At 35.7% G+C, this 17,599-nt stretch carries 14 protein-coding genes; 8 read left to right on the forward strand and 6 right to left on the reverse strand.

What is annotated here, in order from left to right; all coding sequences use genetic code 11:
- Window positions 1-40: 40 nt before the first annotated feature.
- The 5 genes from EGI24_RS06465 to EGI24_RS06485 form a co-directional block, all read right to left on the reverse strand.
- Complete coding sequence (locus tag EGI24_RS06465) at window positions 41-388, reverse strand: hypothetical protein (protein ID WP_255047542.1); 348 nt, start codon at window positions 386-388, stop codon at window positions 41-43.
- Complete coding sequence (locus EGI24_RS06470; RefSeq protein ID WP_255047543.1) at window positions 382-894, reverse strand: LptE family protein; 513 nt, start codon at window positions 892-894, stop codon at window positions 382-384. The genes EGI24_RS06465 and EGI24_RS06470 overlap by 7 nt, the downstream gene beginning before the upstream one ends.
- A complete protein-coding gene (locus EGI24_RS06475) occupies window positions 884-2,197 on the reverse strand; it encodes a sigma 54-interacting transcriptional regulator (RefSeq protein WP_255047544.1) in 1,314 nt (437 codons plus the stop codon). The genes EGI24_RS06470 and EGI24_RS06475 overlap by 11 nt, the downstream gene beginning before the upstream one ends.
- 2 nt (window positions 2,198-2,199) lie before the next feature.
- A complete protein-coding gene (gene miaB / locus EGI24_RS06480) occupies window positions 2,200-3,606 on the reverse strand; it encodes a tRNA (N6-isopentenyl adenosine(37)-C2)-methylthiotransferase MiaB (RefSeq protein ID WP_255047545.1) in 1,407 nt (468 codons plus the stop codon).
- 129 nt (window positions 3,607-3,735) lie between these two features.
- Complete coding sequence (locus tag EGI24_RS06485) at window positions 3,736-6,255, reverse strand: BamA/TamA family outer membrane protein (protein WP_255047546.1); 2,520 nt, start codon at window positions 6,253-6,255, stop codon at window positions 3,736-3,738.
- 22 nt (window positions 6,256-6,277) lie between these two features.
- Between EGI24_RS06485 and EGI24_RS06490 the strand changes: the two genes are divergently transcribed.
- The 8 genes from EGI24_RS06490 to EGI24_RS06525 all read left to right on the forward strand — a co-directional run bounded on the left by EGI24_RS06490 (window position 6,278) and on the right by EGI24_RS06525 (window position 16,418).
- Window positions 6,278-7,018 (forward strand): RNA methyltransferase, encoded by a 741-nt coding sequence (locus EGI24_RS06490; RefSeq protein ID WP_255047547.1) that lies wholly within the window; start codon window positions 6,278-6,280, stop codon window positions 7,016-7,018.
- Between the two features lie 160 nt (window positions 7,019-7,178).
- Window positions 7,179-9,020, forward strand: coding sequence for a membrane protein insertase YidC (gene yidC, locus EGI24_RS06495; protein WP_255047548.1), 1,842 nt, complete (start codon window positions 7,179-7,181; stop codon window positions 9,018-9,020).
- A gap of 72 nt (window positions 9,021-9,092) precedes the next feature.
- A complete protein-coding gene (locus EGI24_RS06500; RefSeq protein ID WP_255047549.1) occupies window positions 9,093-10,757 on the forward strand; it encodes an ABC transporter substrate-binding protein in 1,665 nt (554 codons plus the stop codon).
- A 3-nt stretch (window positions 10,758-10,760) separates the two neighbouring features.
- Window positions 10,761-12,059 (forward strand): glutamate-1-semialdehyde 2,1-aminomutase, encoded by a 1,299-nt coding sequence (hemL, locus tag EGI24_RS06505; protein WP_255047550.1) that lies wholly within the window; start codon window positions 10,761-10,763, stop codon window positions 12,057-12,059.
- On the forward strand, window positions 12,056-13,021 hold the full coding sequence (locus EGI24_RS06510; protein WP_255047551.1) for a glycosyltransferase family 2 protein: 966 nt from the start codon (window positions 12,056-12,058) through the stop codon (window positions 13,019-13,021). Before hemL ends, EGI24_RS06510 begins: the two co-directional genes overlap by 4 nt.
- 106 nt (window positions 13,022-13,127) lie before the next feature.
- Window positions 13,128-13,250, forward strand: coding sequence for a hypothetical protein (locus EGI24_RS06515; protein WP_255047552.1), 123 nt, complete (start codon window positions 13,128-13,130; stop codon window positions 13,248-13,250).
- Window positions 13,251-13,341: 91 nt separating this feature from the next.
- Window positions 13,342-15,099, forward strand: coding sequence for an ABC transporter ATP-binding protein (locus tag EGI24_RS06520; RefSeq protein ID WP_409035472.1), 1,758 nt, complete (start codon window positions 13,342-13,344; stop codon window positions 15,097-15,099).
- Window positions 15,100-15,218: 119 nt separating this feature from the next.
- Complete coding sequence (locus tag EGI24_RS06525) at window positions 15,219-16,418, forward strand: WG repeat-containing protein (protein ID WP_255047553.1); 1,200 nt, start codon at window positions 15,219-15,221, stop codon at window positions 16,416-16,418.
- Between the two features lie 55 nt (window positions 16,419-16,473).
- On the opposite strand, the gene EGI24_RS06530 is transcribed toward EGI24_RS06525, so the two are convergent.
- On the reverse strand, window positions 16,474-17,589 hold the full coding sequence (locus tag EGI24_RS06530) for a P1 family peptidase (RefSeq protein ID WP_255047554.1): 1,116 nt from the start codon (window positions 17,587-17,589) through the stop codon (window positions 16,474-16,476).
- Between the last annotated feature and the right edge of the window lie 10 nt (window positions 17,590-17,599).

A 17,599-nucleotide genomic window follows, 5' to 3' on the forward strand; every position in this document is an offset into this window, starting at 1 on the left:
TAGAAACCACAACTTTTACGGAATTCTTGAAATGATTTTGTTAAATAAATTTGGGAATTTGTTTGGTTAAATATTTTTCAAGAATACTTTTTTGGTCTATGGGTTTGGAGTTAAAATCCTTTCTAAATTTGGAATCAGAGGTTTTTTCGCTTTTATTTTCTACATGAAAATAGCTTTTCAGGTCTAACTTTGATTGCAAAAGAATCTCCTCACCTCTTCTCCAAAAATCATGATTGAAAATATCAGGCTGATAATTGAGCAATAAAATATAGGGCAATTTAAAATTCGGATAAGCTTTGCAAATATTCAATAAGGCATCGATATCCTTTTGATCTCGAAAATCTTTTTTCTGAATCAAGTTATTGAAATGCAAGGCTTCCTTTACCATGATGCCGCCGTGGAATTAAAGATATTGAGTACCAACTGATCCAATATTTTGGGCACCAAAATGGGTTCGGCCTGCGTAAGTGACTGCTCCTGAGGAAAATCTTGATAAAAAGTAAACTCTTTTTCAAAGTCTTCTTGTTCATTGGTTTTGTTTACAAACTTCACTTCCACCGTTATCGTCAGGCGGTTCATGGCTGCTCGGTCGCCCGCAGTGGCCGATACAGGCGAAAGTTCATAAGCAATGATAGAACCCTCCAAGTGTATATCTCCATCGGTATTTTTAAACTTCAAACTCGTATTTCTTTGATAGTATTCTTTGAGTTTTTCGTTGAAAGTCAAACTCATATTTTGTGGTCCACCAGCGGCAGCCATCGAAAAATTCTGAATGGAAAAGGTTTTCAAATCTGCAGACAAAGTAGTACCTGTGAACGAATATATTTTGCACCCGTTCATAACAACAAGAATATATACCATCAAAAAAGCATTAAAAACACGTTTAATCTTCATCTTCGATATCATATTGCTTGATTTTTCTATATAACGTCCTTTCAGAGATTCCAAGGCTCATGGCTGCATATTTTCTTTTGAAATTATTCTTTTTGAGTGCCTTTATGATCATGTCTTTCTCGTTTTTCTCCAACGAAAGCGACTCTTCTTCCGTTTCGTGGCTGATGTCTTCCACGTTTTCTCGAGATTTCTGATAATCATCAATCTGAATGAAATTCTCACTTAGTGGCTGATTATAAACAGGATACACAGGCTCTGAGTCTGCAATGGCCGGCCTGGTAAACACCACAGGTGCTTCTGAAGCCAAAACGTCTTTGAACAAATCGTGCTTAACGCTTTCAGAAGGAGCATTCAATCCATCGTTTTGCATCATGGAGTACACCAACTTTTTAAGGTCGGTTATGTCTTTTTTCATATCAAAAAGAACCTTGTAGAGCAACTCCCTTTCCGAATAATCGTTTAAACCACCCAAATCTGATGGATTCAACAAAGCTGGCAAGCCTGATTTTTGGCTTTTAGGCAAATATTTCTCTAAAATCTGACTGTTGATTACCCTGTCGTTTTCTAGAATCGTTATCTGTTCCGCGATATTTTTCAATTGCCGAATATTTCCCGGAAATCTAAAGCTTCTCAGCATTGCACGGGCTTCTTCGGTGAGATCAACGGGTTGTATATGATTTCTTTCTGCAAAATCACTGGTAAATTTTATAAAAAGCAATTCAATGTCAAACCCTCTGTCTCTCAAAGGAGGCACCACGATGGGCACAGTGTTGAGCCTGTAGTATAAATCCTCACGAAACTCGCCTTTTTCAATGGCCGATTGGAGGTTTACGTTGGTGGCAGCCACCACTCTCACGTTGGTTTTCTTTACTTTCGACGAACCCACGGGAATATATTCGCCATTCTCCAGAATTCTGAGCAATCTGGCTTGTGTTCCTAGTGGCATTTCGGCTATTTCGTCTAGAAAAATAGTCCCGCCATTGGTAGTTTCAAAGTATCCTTTTCTTTCTTCAAATGCTCCTGTAAAAGAGCCTTTTACGTGTCCAAACAATTCAGAATCAATGGTACCTTCGGGAATAGCCCCACAGTTGATGGCTATAAAAGGCCCCAGTTTGCGGTGGCTCAGACCATGAATTATCTTGGAAAAAGATTCTTTACCACTACCACTTTCACCATTTATAAGGACAGTCAAGTCGGTTGGTGCTACTTGAATGGCTATACTCAATGCAAAATTGAGCGGCGGGGCATTGCCGATGACGCCAAACCTGTTTTTTGCATTTTGTATTTCTGCTGTGTTTATCATTTTTAGTCTACTATTTCACCTATGAGCGTACCCGAGGTACAAGAATTTACCAAAACATTCACATAATCGCCTTTCTTATAGGCTTTTCTTGGAAAAACAATGACTTTACTTTGGTCATTTCTTCCCGCAAAGTCCGCTTTTGATTTTTTGGATTCTCCTTCAATCAGTACACGAAAAACTTTACCGATAGACATCTGATTTTTTATGGCAGAATGCTGTCTTTGTTTATCTATGATTTCATTTACTCGGCGTTTTTTGTCTTCTAGAGAAACATCGTCTTTTAAGTTTTTGGCCGCAGGCGTACCTGGTCTTTCTGAATAAAAAAACATGTATCCATAGTCAAACACCACCTCATCCATGAGGCTCAAAGTTTGCTGATGATCTTCCTCGGTTTCGGTGCAAAAGCCCGCTATCATGTCGTGCGACACGCCACAATCTTCCCCCAATATCTCTCTGATTTTATGAATACGCTCCAAATACCACTCTCTGGTATAGGTTCTGTTCATCAAACCTAATATCCTTGAACTGCCGCTTTGTGCTGGTAAATGAATATAATTACAGATATTGTCGTACTTTTTGATGGTGTACAAAACCTCGTCGGTGATGTCTTTGGGATGGGACGTCGAAAACCTAACTCTCAATTCGGGGCTGATTAGGGCCACTTTTTCTAATAAATTAGCAAAATTGTATTTCTCGGTTTCGCTCGACCACTTGTAAGAATCGACGTTTTGGCCCAACAAAGTTACTTCTTTATAGCCTTTTTCGAATAACTCAAGTGCTTCATTATAAATAGAATGCGGATCACGACTACGCTCTCTTCCACGCGTATAAGGAACCACACAAAAACTGCACATATTATCGCAGCCCCGCATAATGGATATAAAAGCCGAAACACCATTACTATCTAATCTTATAGGGGAAATATCTGCATAGGTTTCTTCTCTAGAAAGAAAAACGTTGACCGCTTTGTGCCCACTTTCTACTTCTTCTAACAAATTGGGTAGATCGCGATAAGCATCTGGTCCAACTACCAAATCCACCATTTTTTCTTCCTCCAAAAACTTGGTTTTGAGGCGTTCGGCCATACAACCCAACACACCAATTTTAAGATTTGGGTTAGATTTTTTGTTTTTGTTGAGCGAAGATAATCTTGTCCTTACCTTTTGTTCGGCGTTGTCGCGTATGGCACACGTATTGAGCAACACCAAATCTGCTTCCTCTAGATTTGAGGTGGTAGAATAGCCATTTGTTCTCAATATAGATGCCACCACTTCACTATCTGCAAAGTTCATTTGACAGCCATAGCTCTCAATATATAATTTTTTTGTTCCAATTACGTGCTCGTTTACTGAAACCTTAGCCTCATCAATATTCTCTTCCTCTTTCAATAATATATTTTGGGCAACCATCTAAAATCTGTTTTTTAAAAATTATGCAAAATTAATAAAAATATGACAATATGTCAGTGTTAAAATTCCTTTAATTATCAGAATTTATAATGATAGAGCAAATACTTAGGAGGAAAGTAAAAATGAAGCTTAAAATGGATAGCCAATTCCAAAGTTCCAGTTGAGTCCGTATTGTTGTTTCCTTTTCAAAGAAAAATCATCTAATACAAATCGGCTTCCTTGATCTCTGCTGGGGTCAAAGACCTTTATACCCCAATCGAACCTAAATAAGAAATAAGACAAATCCCAACGTAAACCAAAGCCCGTTCCCACGGCAATTTCTTTATAAAATCTTCTAAAATCAAAATTTGCTTTTTCGAATTTGGCGGCAGTTGGTGTTTGGTGCCATTTCCAAACATTGCCCGCATCAATAAAACCTGCTAATTGAATATCACCAGCAAATCGAAGTACTTTTACTCTATACTCAATGCTCGATTCGAGCAAGATATCACCTGGCTGAGGTATGGTATTTCCAGCGGCGGTTGTGTCAGGTTTTGAGGATCCCGTTCCCAGCGTTCTAGGAGCCCAGGCTCTTACACTGTTGCTTCCTCCAATAAAAAAGTTCTTGTCATAAGGCATCGATCGATTGTTTCCATACGGATTGGCAAGACCTAAATTAATTCTGTAAGCGTAACTGCTCTTGGCGTTTATTCCAATACTTCTTCTGTAGTCGGCATTCAATTTGACAAACCTAAAATACGCTCTTACGCTATCTATCGAGTTTTCAGACTGTTTGAGAGGAAACACTTTCTCTATCAAATTTATTCTCTCTTTATTATCTAAAAAATTTAAAACTGTGCCGCCAGACTCTATAAAAAGTCTAAAAAACTTTGAAGATGATAAGGGTTTACTCGGATTTTGATTGTTGTAAATGAAGTTGGAATTCAGCGAAGAAACAAATTGTGGATCAAAAGTAATCTTTAAATTATTGCCTTGTTCTTGAAGATTTAGCAAACTGTTGTAAAACTCTTGACCAGGTTGATTATTAAAATAAATGGTGTTGATCAAATGTGCATCTAAAACACTCAGATATAAAAAAGCATTTTTTGAAAACTGAATGGAATGGTTGGTATTCAGTTTAAAATTTAATCTTTTCCCCCAAAAAGGTTCTGAATAATTATAACCAATTCCCAATATTGTTCTTGGATTTTTAAGGTTCAACTGCTTTAGTTGACCCTGAAATGGCCAAAGTGTAGGCAAAGTAAGGTTAAGGTTTAATCCCAATTCAAGACTACCACGGATGGACTTATTGGAGGTGTTTATAGGTGAAGGCTGTCCTTCATAGGAAGCACGAAATGAGCCTTCAAAAATCTCCAATTTCTTCAAAAGGTTACGCCCAGTAAGCGATACGGGTACCCCAAATCCAAAAAAAGTAGAACCATCGTTGTAAATATTATTGATACCAGGGCTAATCCCAAATGTATATTTCTCCAATAAAGGAGCAAAATACTCTAAAGAAAGCTGCCCTGGAGACAATGGCTTTACTTGTGAACTCGCAAATGCAAACTGATTATAAAGTGAAACTTGTCTTTGGGTTTCCATTATATCAGACACGCGATAGATAGATCCGGGCTTCGAAACTATTCGTGGACTAATGATATTTATGGGAACATTCCGGTCTAATCTTATAAACTTAACGCCATTGTAAAAAACAGTATCTGGCTTTATAAACGTACTGTTGGAGTTTGGGTCAAACGCCTTAAATATGACTTCTTCTACTGTAAAACGTTCGTGAGTAGGCTTGGTATCAGGATTTTGAATCTCAATTTTCAGGTTGCCCCTTTTCCTATTTACAAAAAGCGATTCATCATTTTCAAAATTTGTAGCTCCGTGGGTTATAAATTTGTTATTGAAATTATAGTAACCATTGTTTTTCAATAGTTGCTCTAACCTCAACTTCTCTGCAGATACTAATCTAAGGTCAAATAAATCTCCTGAAACAATAAGTTGTTTCGATTTGTTATTTTGAACGAGACTGTCAATGATTTTGTCAGAAGAAATATACTGTATGGTATCAACTGAATATCCCGTTTTTTCATCAATTATATACGTTACCTTCAATTTTTTCTTAGCACTTGTTGAATCCAAATTGTAAGTTACATCGGCATCTCTAAACCCAACATCATATAGAAACTTCTTCATTTTAAGAGCAGTTTCAGCCACATTCGCTTCAGAGATAAATACCTGTCTTTCACCTATATTACGCCAAAGCCAGCCAGATTGTTCTTGAAGGTTGCCTTGAAAACGCTCGATTTTTTTCTCTATCTTTTGGATTTTTCTGGCAGAAAACGTTTTTGTGGCTTTATCTTCTTCCAATTCATTTAACAATTCACCGAGCTTTCTTTCACTTTTCAATGGGTTGAAGGTGTTTCTCCCAAAATTATACCACCAAACACGGGGTGTTATCGGCAACTCCAAAGGTTTAGAGTTTTCTTTTTGAGCGAATGGAATAATCTGTGCCAGTTCTTCATCTATAACTTTCTGATTCCCTTTAAAATCATTTCTCCATAAAATATACCTATTATTGTCTATTGGTACATTATTTTTGCATGAAAACAAGGTTTCCAGCAAGCTTACCAATATCAAACTATATTTTATTTTTTTAAACAATCTCCAGAATATTAATTGAGTTATGATTTCTAAACAACAACAAAAATACGTTCAATCTCTTCATAATAAAAAATACCGAACAGAATATGGTAAATTTTTGGTGGAAGGAGAAAAAGGTATTTTAGAAATATTAAACTCGGAATTTGAAATAGAAAATATATTCTGTACTGAAATTTTTAAGGAAAAAATAGCCGATAAGTCAAAGTTAGTGAACATTGTAGTATGTAGGGAGGCCGAAATTGAAAGTATTTCTACCTTCAAAACGAACCAGACTGGTGTAGCTGTGGTAAATCAAAGGAATGAAACTACAACCACACAATCCATCAACCATCAGGTATTTTTGATACTTGATGGAATAAAAGACCCAGGTAATCTTGGCACAATTATACGTTTGGCAGATTGGTATGGCATTGAGCATGTATATTGTAGCCATGACACCGTGGAGTTTTATAATCCCAAAGTGATAGCCGCTACCATGGGCTCATTTATTAGGGTTAATGTCCATTATGTAGCATTAGAAAACTTTATCAAAACCCTAAATATGCCTATTTATGGAGCGTTTTTAGGAGGTAAAAATATTCACCACTTCGCTTTCGAAAAACCCTTTGGACTGGTCATAGGAAGTGAATCTCATGGAATTTCACCCGAAATAGAGAAAATTATTACCCAGAAAATTACAATTCCGAGAATTGGATCTGCCGAATCATTGAATGCTGGCGTGGCTACAGGCATCATCTTGGATAATATTTTTAGAGAAATTTAAAGGCTTATCGCACTGCATCAAACTGTTTTTCAAAATTGTTCATTGATAAAATGAATTCAAAATCAAAATAGACCGTTCTTAATTTAATTGGACATTGATTCCAATTAGTAAAGATTTTTTACGAATTTTGCGGAAAATTTTATTATCAATAATCTCCTAAATGGAAAAATTAGACAAGAATTATATCATAGGTTTCATACTATTGTTCTTAATGTATGGCACTTACATTTACTTTAACGACTCGCTTACACCGCCAGCTGAACCTGCAAAAAACACAGCTTCAGTGGCAAAAAAAGTAATAACAGACACCACTTCATCGAAAGTCATTTCGATTTCTGACAGTTCTTCGGTCAATATTGCTGAGCAACTGATCACTGCAGAGAATGAAAATATAAAGGTAACTATATCGAGCAAAGGTGCCAAAATAGTAAAAGTAGAGCTGAAAAATTATAAAACTTTTGATGCTTATAAGGCCAATAAAACCGAAAGCATGGTTTTATTTGATGGGAGTAACACTTCCTCTGATTTTCTACTTCCGACCAACGCTGGCGATATAAGTTTGAGTAAAATAAATTTTTCAGCCTCCAAAACTAATATCAGTGTAAAAGGAGATAAAGCCGAATCTGTAGTTTTTTCATTTCCAATTTCTGGAGGAAAAATAGAAAAAACATATACCATTTCGGGCAAAGGTTACGAAATCAAACAAGACCTCAAAACTGAAGGATTGTCTTCCGTTCTAAAAAATGCTCCTTCGACCATAATTTGGGAAAACCCGATGTTGGTTCTTGAAAATGATTTATCAGAAAACCGCAAAGCAGCCCAAATAAACTATTTCGATAAAGAAGAAACATTTGAAGACTTAGGCCTCGGAAGTACTTCTGACGAAAACGAAACGGCAGATTTACCTGTAAAATGGTTTTCATTCAAGCAAAAGTATTTTACCTCAGGAGTGGTATCTGAAAATGGTTTCTTCGAAAAAGGGCAATTTGACTTAAAAACTCCTCAAGAAGATAGCTCAATCGTAAAAATTGGAAAAATAACTGCACAGATTCCTTTTACAGATTTAAGTCAAAATAAGGTTTCGTTGAAATACTACTTCGGTCCAAATGACTTGGAGGCATTGAAGAGCGTCGGAAATGATTTTCAAAAAAACCTTTACTTGGGTTATGACATTGTAAAACCTGTAAACTTATATGTTTTTGTACCCCTATTCAATTGGGTAGAGTCGTTTATCACCAACTACGGCTTGCTAATCATCATCGTTGTTTTGATGATAAAAATCACTTTGACGCCACTTATTTACAAGTCTTACGTCAGTTCAGCTAAGATGAGAGTTTTGGCACCAGAAATAGCCGCTATAAAAGAAAAGGTGGGTGATGATGCTGTGAAAGTTCAGCAAGAAACCATGAAATTATACCAACAAGTGGGCGTAAGTCCTTTAAGTGGATGTGTTCCTTTGTTGTTACAAATGCCTATTTTAATGTCTGTATTCTTCTTGTTTCCGAACATGTTGATGTTTAGACAAAAGAACTTTTTATGGGCAAATGACTTGTCAACTTACGATTCATTGATTAACTGGGGTTTTAACCTTCCGATTATTGGCCACCATATTAGTCTTTTTGTGGTATTGATGACCATCTCATCTTTGGCTTTTACCTATTACAACAATCAAGTTACGCCCGACCAGCCAGGTCCAGTGGATATGAAGAAATTGTCTTACATATTCCCATTGGTGTTTTTCTTTGTATTGAATAGTTTCCCTGCTGCATTGAGTTTCTATTATTTGGTTTCAAACGTAGTGACTATCGCTCAACAACTTATAGTTAGAAAATTTATTGATGAAGATAAGATTCTTACTATTCTTGAGAAGAATCGCAAAAACTATCACACAAAGCCCCAAAAGAAAAGCAAGTTTGGAGATTTCATCCAAAAACAGCTTCAAGCCTCTGAAGAAATGAAAAAGCAGAGCAGCGAATTAAAAAATTCAAGAAAAAAGAAATAAATAAATGCTCTACAAGTTTTAGATTTGTAGGGCATTTTTTTTTACTCCAAAATAGTATATCTCAACTTTATAATGAAAAAAGTATTTGTCATAGTGTTGGGTTTGTTTTCGTCAGCATTTGGGCAACAGTTAAATGACCAAGCTTATTTGATAGAATACAAAAAAGCTGTTCAACTCTTCGCCGACAGTCAGTATGATTTAGCGGGCCCGAAGTTTGCAAAGCTTTGTGAGAAGGAGTATGCCAATCCTATGGTGCCCTATGCTTATTTTTACAATGCATTGACTGCCAAAAACAAAGGAAATCTATACCAGAGCAGAGTCGTTTTTAGACAGTTATTTGAGAAATACTTTGATTGGGACAAAATAGATGAGGCAAGAATAATTTATGCTGAGTTGAATTTTGGAGAGAATTATTTTGAGGAAGGGCTTAAAAGCATCGAAGCCATTCAAGATAAAGAATTTGATGGAATTAAAAAAGGCATTCTTAACCAATACATTCCCAAGATAAAAAGTATTTCCACACTGAAAGAATTGTACTTCAAATTTCCAACACAAGAAGTACTTGCTAGAAATTTGGTTGAAAAAATCCAGGCGAATAGATACAATTCCAAGGATGATTTGGAGATATCTGACATGCTCACCAATAGGTTTAAGCTAAAAGAAATTCCTAAGAATATTGACGCTAAAAATAATAGTTCAAAGGAATTCTCTAATGAAGAAACCGCTAGACTTGATTTTGGCATACTATTGCCGTTTAATTTAAATGATTTAACAAACAGCGTAGGCTCAAATAAATACACGTATGAGCTTTATGAGGGAATGAAAATTGCTGCAGAACAGCTAAAAAATAATGGTATAATTGTAAATCTTCATGCTTTTGATGTAAAAAAAACAAAAGAGGAGTTCCAAGCATTAGAAAAGAAAGAAGGTTTTAAAAACCTAGATTTATTTGTAGGACCACTTTATTCAGACCCAAACAATGAGGCAGTTTCTTTTGCATTGACGAACAAAATCATCCAAGTACATCCCTTGTCAAACAACTTGGAATTGCTGAAAGACGGCAATAGTATTTTTTTAATGCAACCTTCGCATTTGCAACAATCCAAAAAAACAATAGAATACGTATCTGGGTTAAATAAAAAAAAATCAGTGAGTATTTATTTCGGCAATGCGAAAAAGGACTCTCTTTTTGCAACTATATACCGATCTGAAGCTCTGAAAAAAGGATATACCATAACCACTTTTAGGAAATTCAATGGTATGTTACAAAAACTGCTTCCTGAAGTTGGACATATTTTTTTGGCGACAGATAACAACCATGGCATAAGATTTTTACAAAGCGTTTCATTGAGTAAAATCACCACCGAGGTAATTTGTACGCCATCGTCTTTTGCTTGGGAAAAAACACCAGCTAGTTCATTAACAGAAAATGTTTCTTTGATTTATCCAGAGTTTGTTTCAAAAGAGAAAGAGCAAGTGCGGAACTTTGAAAAATTATTTCTAGAAAAAATGGCTACACAACCATCTTTCTATGCTTTTGCTGGGTATGATTTGGTTTACTTTTTTGGCAAAATGCTAAAAGACGGCAAAGATATATTTAAGCTAAATATAGAATCAGGAGCATATGAAGACGATTATCTTTTAGGTGGTTTTGATTTTAGTGGAAAAATAAAAGAAAATGCAATAGTCCCAATTGTAAAATACAAAAACGACGTGTTTGAGGAGATTTATAGATAAAAAATGAAAAACAAAAATAGTACAAAGCTTTTTGAAGAAGCAAAACAATATATTCCTGGTGGCGTTAATTCACCAGTTAGAGCATTTAAGTCCGTTGGCGGCAATCCACGTTTTATAAAAAGGGCAAAAGGTGCTTACCTCACTGATGAAGACAACAATAAATACATAGACATGATTGGTTCTTGGGGACCAATGATTCTGGGTCACGCATTTGGTCCGATTGAAAACGAAGTAAGAAAAGCCGTAAAATCATCTTTCTCCTTTGGTGCACCTACCAAGAAAGAAGTTACAATGGCCAAGTTGATTTGCGACTTGGTGCCTTCTGTAGAAATGGTCAGAATGGTCAATTCAGGAACCGAAGCGACCATGTCTGCGATTAGATTAGCAAGAGCTTATACCGGAAAAGACAAAATCATAAAATTTGAGGGGTGTTACCATGGTCATGGAGATGCATTTCTAATTTCCGCAGGTAGTGGAGCCATGAGTATGGGGCATCCAGATAGCCCAGGTGTAACCCAGGCAACTGCCAATGATACTTTGACCGTGCCTTATAACAATACTGAGGCTTTGAGTCAAATGATTAAGAAGAATAAAGGTAAAATTGCAGGTTTGATTATAGAACCAGTGGTTGGCAACATGGGTTGTGTCTTGCCAAATCCAGGTTATCTTGAATTCATTCGAGAAATATGTACCAAAGAAGGCATTACCTTGATATTTGATGAAGTGATGACAGGCTTTAGGTTAGCACTAGGTGGTGCTCAAGAGCGTTTTAATGTTATTCCTGACCTTACTACCATGGGTAAAATCATAGGTGGTGGAATGCCCGTAGGAGCTTATGGAGGAAAACGTGAAATTATGGAAATGGTGTCTCCATCGGGTCCAATGTATCAAGCTGGGACACTTTCTGGTAATCCAATTGCCATGTCTGCTGGTATAGAAATGCTTAAACATCTGAAGAAGCACAAAGAATTATATAAAGACCTAGATGAAGCTGGCTTAGAATTGGCAACTGGAATTAGAAAGTCATTAACTGAATTAGAATTTGATTACACCGTTAATCAATTGGGTTCTATGTATAGTTTGTTTTTTACAAAGGAAAAGGTGGTAGACTATGACACCGCCAAAACTTGTGACACAAAATCTTTTGGTAAATACTTTAATAAAATGCTTGAAAGAGGCATCTACTTAGCCCCGAGCCAATTTGAGTCCTTGTTTGTTTCCACAAAAATCGATAGCAAGCTTATCAAAAAAGTATTGAAAGCCAATCACGAAAGTTTGAAAGAATTAAAAGCCAACAAATGATCAAATACTCTGTCGTAGTTCCGATTTATAATCGACCAAAAGAACTTGATGAGCTATTAGAAAGCCTAACATTACAAGAGTTTACTGATTTTGAGGTAATCATTATAGAGGATGGTTCCAGTATTTCAAGCGAACATATTGCGAAAAAATATCAATCTTTGCTTAAACTTCTATATTTCTCAAAGTCAAATGAAGGTCAAGGTTTTGGAAGAAATTTTGGTGTAAAATATGCCTCAGGAGAATTTTTAATATTCTTCGATTCTGATGTAATTGTCCCAAAAGAATATTTTAAAACAGTTGACGCTTACTTAGAAGACCACAAAATAGATGCATTTGGTGGAGAAGATAAAGCTTCTGATGATTTTAGTGATTTCCAAAAAGCATTGAGTTATTCAATGACTTCTGTTTTAACAACGGGCGGAATAAGAAATAAAAATCAAAATGCTGGAGGCAACTATCAAATTAGAAGCTACAATTGTGGTATCAAATCTGAATTGTTTCGCGAAATTGGAGGTTTCAAAAAGACCAACATGGGTGAAGACATGGAGCTAAATAATAGGCTGGAAAAGCTTCAAGTTTTAAAACGTCTCATTCCCAATGCATTCGTATATCATAAAAGAAGAGGAGATTTTAAAAGTTTTTTTAAGCAAATATTTAGTTTTGGCAGAACGAGAGTTCAGCTTAAGAACATGTATGGAATCTCCATAAAAATCGTGCATCTGTTCCCCGTCGGCTTTGTTTTATTTACATTATTTGCAGTCTTATTAATTACCTTTAATACTGACTATAGGTACCTCCCGATTGGTTTATTGAGTTTATATTTTGGAGCTATTTTTGTCCATAGTACAGTGAGTACACTAAACCTAAAGGTTGGTTTTCTTTCTACAATAGCTTCCTTTATTCAACATCTAGCTTACGGATTGGGTTTTTTGAAAGAGGTGCTTTTTCCAAATAAGAAATAAGATTTAAGTCTGTCTTTAGATTTTTTACATTTTCAGTAACCGGCGGGTACCAATTTAAATGCAGTGTGATGCTTTTACAGTCAGGCTGTAAGCATTCTGTAAATTCATGAATATAGCCACAATGAGGACATTTACCGATATTGACAAAATGATTGAAACGCTCTCCGCAGAAACACGACCATTCTTGGTGGTCAGTTGGAGGAGTTTTACAATCTGGACAAATAGCTGACATTATTATAGGTTAAGGTATACAAAAATAGCTTTTTTAGGCGATTTTTGTAAATAAATTAAATTAAAGTTTTAGGAAATTAGCGAAGAATTTGAAACCATCTGAAACAGAAAAAAAAATTATTGATTATCAAATACTTAAGCGGTTGTTTGGCTTCTTAATGCCTTACAAATCAAAATTTGCTCTTCTAGTATTTCTGATAATTCTTGGGGCTGTGCTCGCTCCTGCCCTTCCCTTGATGATACAAACTACTATTGACGGCCCAATAGCCCAAGGAGACTTTAGTAAACTGGCTCTTTATTTGGGCATCATGGTCATAATTTTAGTTTTAAATTCAATCATTTCCTATTTTAACACTTATGAAGCTGGATGGCTAAGTCAACAAATCATTCATGATATAAGACAACAGGTATTTGATAAAATCATTCGTTTAAAATTAAAATACTACGACCAAACACCTATTGGTAAGTTAGTTACACGAACCATTTCTGACGTCGAATCATTATCCGAAGTTTTTAGCTCAGGTTTTGCTGCTATTGCGGGTGATTTTTTACAGTTGATACTGATTATATCGGTCATGTTCTATCTCGATTGGAAACTTACGCTAATTAGCATAAGCACTATACCACTCTTACTGATTAGTACTTATGTGTTTAAAGAAAAAGTAAAAAAATCTTTTAATCAAGTAAGAAATGCCGTGGCTAATCTGAACTCATTTGTACAAGAACGAATTTCAGGAATGAGTATCATACAGATTTTCAATGTGCAACAGCAAGAAAACGCCAAGTTTAAGACCTTGAATATCGAGCATAGAAACGCCAACATAAAATCCATTCTATATTATTCCGTATATTTTCCTGTTGCAGATGTTATTTCAGCCTTGGGGGTTGGACTAATTGTGTGGTATGGAGCTCAAGGGTTAATAAACCATGAAGTAAGTTATGGCACAATAACTGCATTCATTATGTTTATCAATCAGTTTTTTAGGCCTATTAGAATGATTGCGGACAGAATAAACACCCTTCAAATGGGCGTGGTAAGTGTTTCGAGAATCATAGAAATATTGGATGACGAAGAAAATATAGAACAGAAAGGTTTAGAAAAAAGAGAAATTCGGGGGGAAGTTAGTTTCAAAAATGTATGGTTTGCCTACATAGACGAACAATGGGTTTTGAAAAATCTGAATTTTGATGCAAAAATTGGTGAATCTGTAGCATTTGTAGGAGCAACTGGGGCAGGCAAAACCTCTATAATTAGTTTACTAAATGGCTTCTATAATATCAACCAGGGTGAAATCCTGATAGACCAGCACAATATTTCGAAATGGAATCTCGAAAATTTGAGAAGTCAGATTGGGGTGGTTTTGCAAGATGTCTTTCTATTTAAAGGAAGTATTGCAGAAAACTTAAGAATGGGCGACAAAAACATCACCGATGAAATGATCATCAATGCAGCTAAAGAAGTTGGAGTCGATGAATTTATTAATCGACTGCCGGGAGGTTATGCGTATGAAGTTATGGAACGTGGTGCGACACTATCAATGGGACAAAGACAGCTATTGTCTTTTGTTAGGGTTTTGTTACAAAATCCTAAAATAATAATTCTCGATGAAGCTACCTCATCCATTGATTCTGAATCCGAAGAACTTATTCAAAACGCCATTGAAAAGCTTATGAAAAATCGAACTTCTATTGTGATCGCACACCGGTTAAGCACAATACAGAAGGCCAATAAGATCATTTTACTTGAAAAAGGAGAGATAAAAGAAGTTGGCACGCATCAAGAGCTTCTCGCTTTAGATGGATTATATAAAAAATTATACGAAATTCAGTTTTCTGAAACTACCTAATATTCAGTATTTTATGATTTTTTTGGCTACTGAAAATAAATTTAAAAAAAAAATTATAAATATTTTCTTCTAAAAGTGGCACGAGAATTGGAGTGTAGTTATCAAAAAATATACTACCCATGTTACAGGAAAAAAATAAAACTCTCTTTACTCTCGCTTTCGCACTATTGGTGGCGGTTTCGGCAATGGGCCAAGTTTCAAAGAAATTCTCAGCGGGCTTTAAATACTCCGATGGGTTTTCAAAAATCATGTTGAATGGCAAATATGGCTTTATAAACAAAGAAGGTTCTTTAGCCATACCATGTGTATTCGATTATTCAAATGATTTCTCCAACAACTATGCGATTGTCCGTAACGGCAAGAAATACGCAATAATTAGTTCAACTGGACTACCTATTGTAGATTTCAAATATGAATACCTTGAAAATTTTTCAAATGGTTTGGCACTTTTCAAACAAAATGGAAAGTTTGGATTTGTAGATCAAAAAGGAGTTGAATTAGTCAGTCCAGAATACGACTTTGCAACAAGTTTTTCAGAAGGATTGGCACTGGTTGAAAAAAATGGAAAAATTGGATTTATTGATAACAAAGGCAAAGTAGTAATCGATATCAAATATGACTTTGGTAGCTCATTTATCGAAGGCCTTGCTTTAATTAAAGTAAATAACAAATTTGGTTATATCAATACTAAGGGTGTTACGGTTATTGATCCAATCTATGAGTCAGCCACAGCATTTAGTGAAGGTTTAGCTTCAGTAAAGCTCAATGGAAAATTTGGAATTATTAATAAAAAAGTAAAATCTATTGTCGATTTCGAATATACAAATATTACGCCTTTCAAAAATGGTCTTGCGGTATTTGAAAAGGATGGAAATTTCGGTTTAATTGACAACAAAGGAAATATTACAGCTCAAAACTTTCAATACGTCGAGGACTCTTCAGAAGGTTTATTTGGTTTTAAAAAGTTTGGATTATGGGGTTTCATGGATAACAAAGGTGAAACTATTGTTGAACCTATTTTCGAAAACATTAGAGCATTTTCAAATGGCATGGCGGTTGTAAGTGTGAACAAAAAATATGGCTATATAGATCAAAAAGGTAAGCTAGTTGTACCCATCATTTTTGACAATGCGATAGATTACTCAGAAGGTTTGGGGGCTGTTAAATACAGAGATACTTACTTGTTCTTAGATCAAAATGCTAGAGAACGAATAGAAATTTCAAGAAGCTTGCATAACCAAGATAAAATTATGGTAAAAGTACTAGATGAAGACTCTGCCAAAAAAGATGCCTTTATTACGAGTATTGATTTAGATTAAAATTTATATTTTCCTGAATATATATAATCACCTAAGCAATAGCTTAGGTGATTTTTTATTTTTTGAGTAATTCTAAAACCTTCTCAATAGGTAATGCCTTGGCTTTAAATCCATTAAACCCCGTTAAATCTTCCGCTGCAAAAAGAGAATTGATGATGGCTTCTTCTGTGGCTTCCACCACACCTTGAAACAACAAATCCAAATCATTGTTTCTCAACACTTTAAAAGTTTCATACATATCTTTAGAATCATGAGAAATCCGTAAATTCTTTGCGGTAGAAAGTGCTATTACATAATCCCCACTGCCATTGGCTGCCATGCCGCCTGTTCGTGACAAACCCAGCATCGCCCTTGCGGCTAACCTTTTCAAATTCTTAGCATTCAGAGGAGCATCGGTGATCACTACCATCATGCAGGAGCCGTCATCTTCATATTCTTTGTCAAGGTTCTTAAATTTATGATTACCCAACAATTGACCAATTGGCTTTCCTCCAATTTGTAAAACACCTCCGAAATTTGACTGTACCAATACGCCAATAGTATACCCACCTTTTGATTTAGGTAAAATCCGTGATGAAGTACCTATACCACCTTTGAATCCCAAACACATAGTCCCAGCTCCTGCTCCTACATTTCCCTCTACAACTTTTTTAGATGTCGCAGCACTTATAGCCTCCAACATATTTTCTTTTCTCAAAACTCTTGCCCGAATGTCATTACAACCGCCGTCGTTGGTTTCTCCTACTAAGGCATTCACGCTTTTTACATTCTGATTTTCAGGACTTTGTATTGTATAATCTATGAGGGCATCGATGGCCGTTGAAACAGCCATGGTATTGGTGAGTAAAATTGGCGTTTCCGTATTTCCCAATTCTTCCACTTGGGTGTAGCCGGCCAATTTACCGAAGCCATTGCCAATATAAATAGCTGCTGGCACTTTATTTTGAAAAATATTCTCCTCAATGGGCAAAATTGCCGTAACTCCTGTGTGAATATCAGTACCCCTGTGCAGTGTAAAATGACCTACCTTAACCCCTGGAACATCTGTAATGGCATTTAGCATACCAGTTTTAAGAATGCCAAACTCAATACCAAGTTCTCTTGGTCGCGGTTTTTGAGCTCTTAAAATAAAATTTGAAAGTAGAATTAATGAAAATAGAAAAACTCGCATTTGTTGATTT

It is taken from the genome of Lacihabitans sp. CS3-21 (assembly GCF_024343675.1).
GTDB lineage: Bacteria > Bacteroidota > Bacteroidia > Cytophagales > Spirosomataceae > Leadbetterella.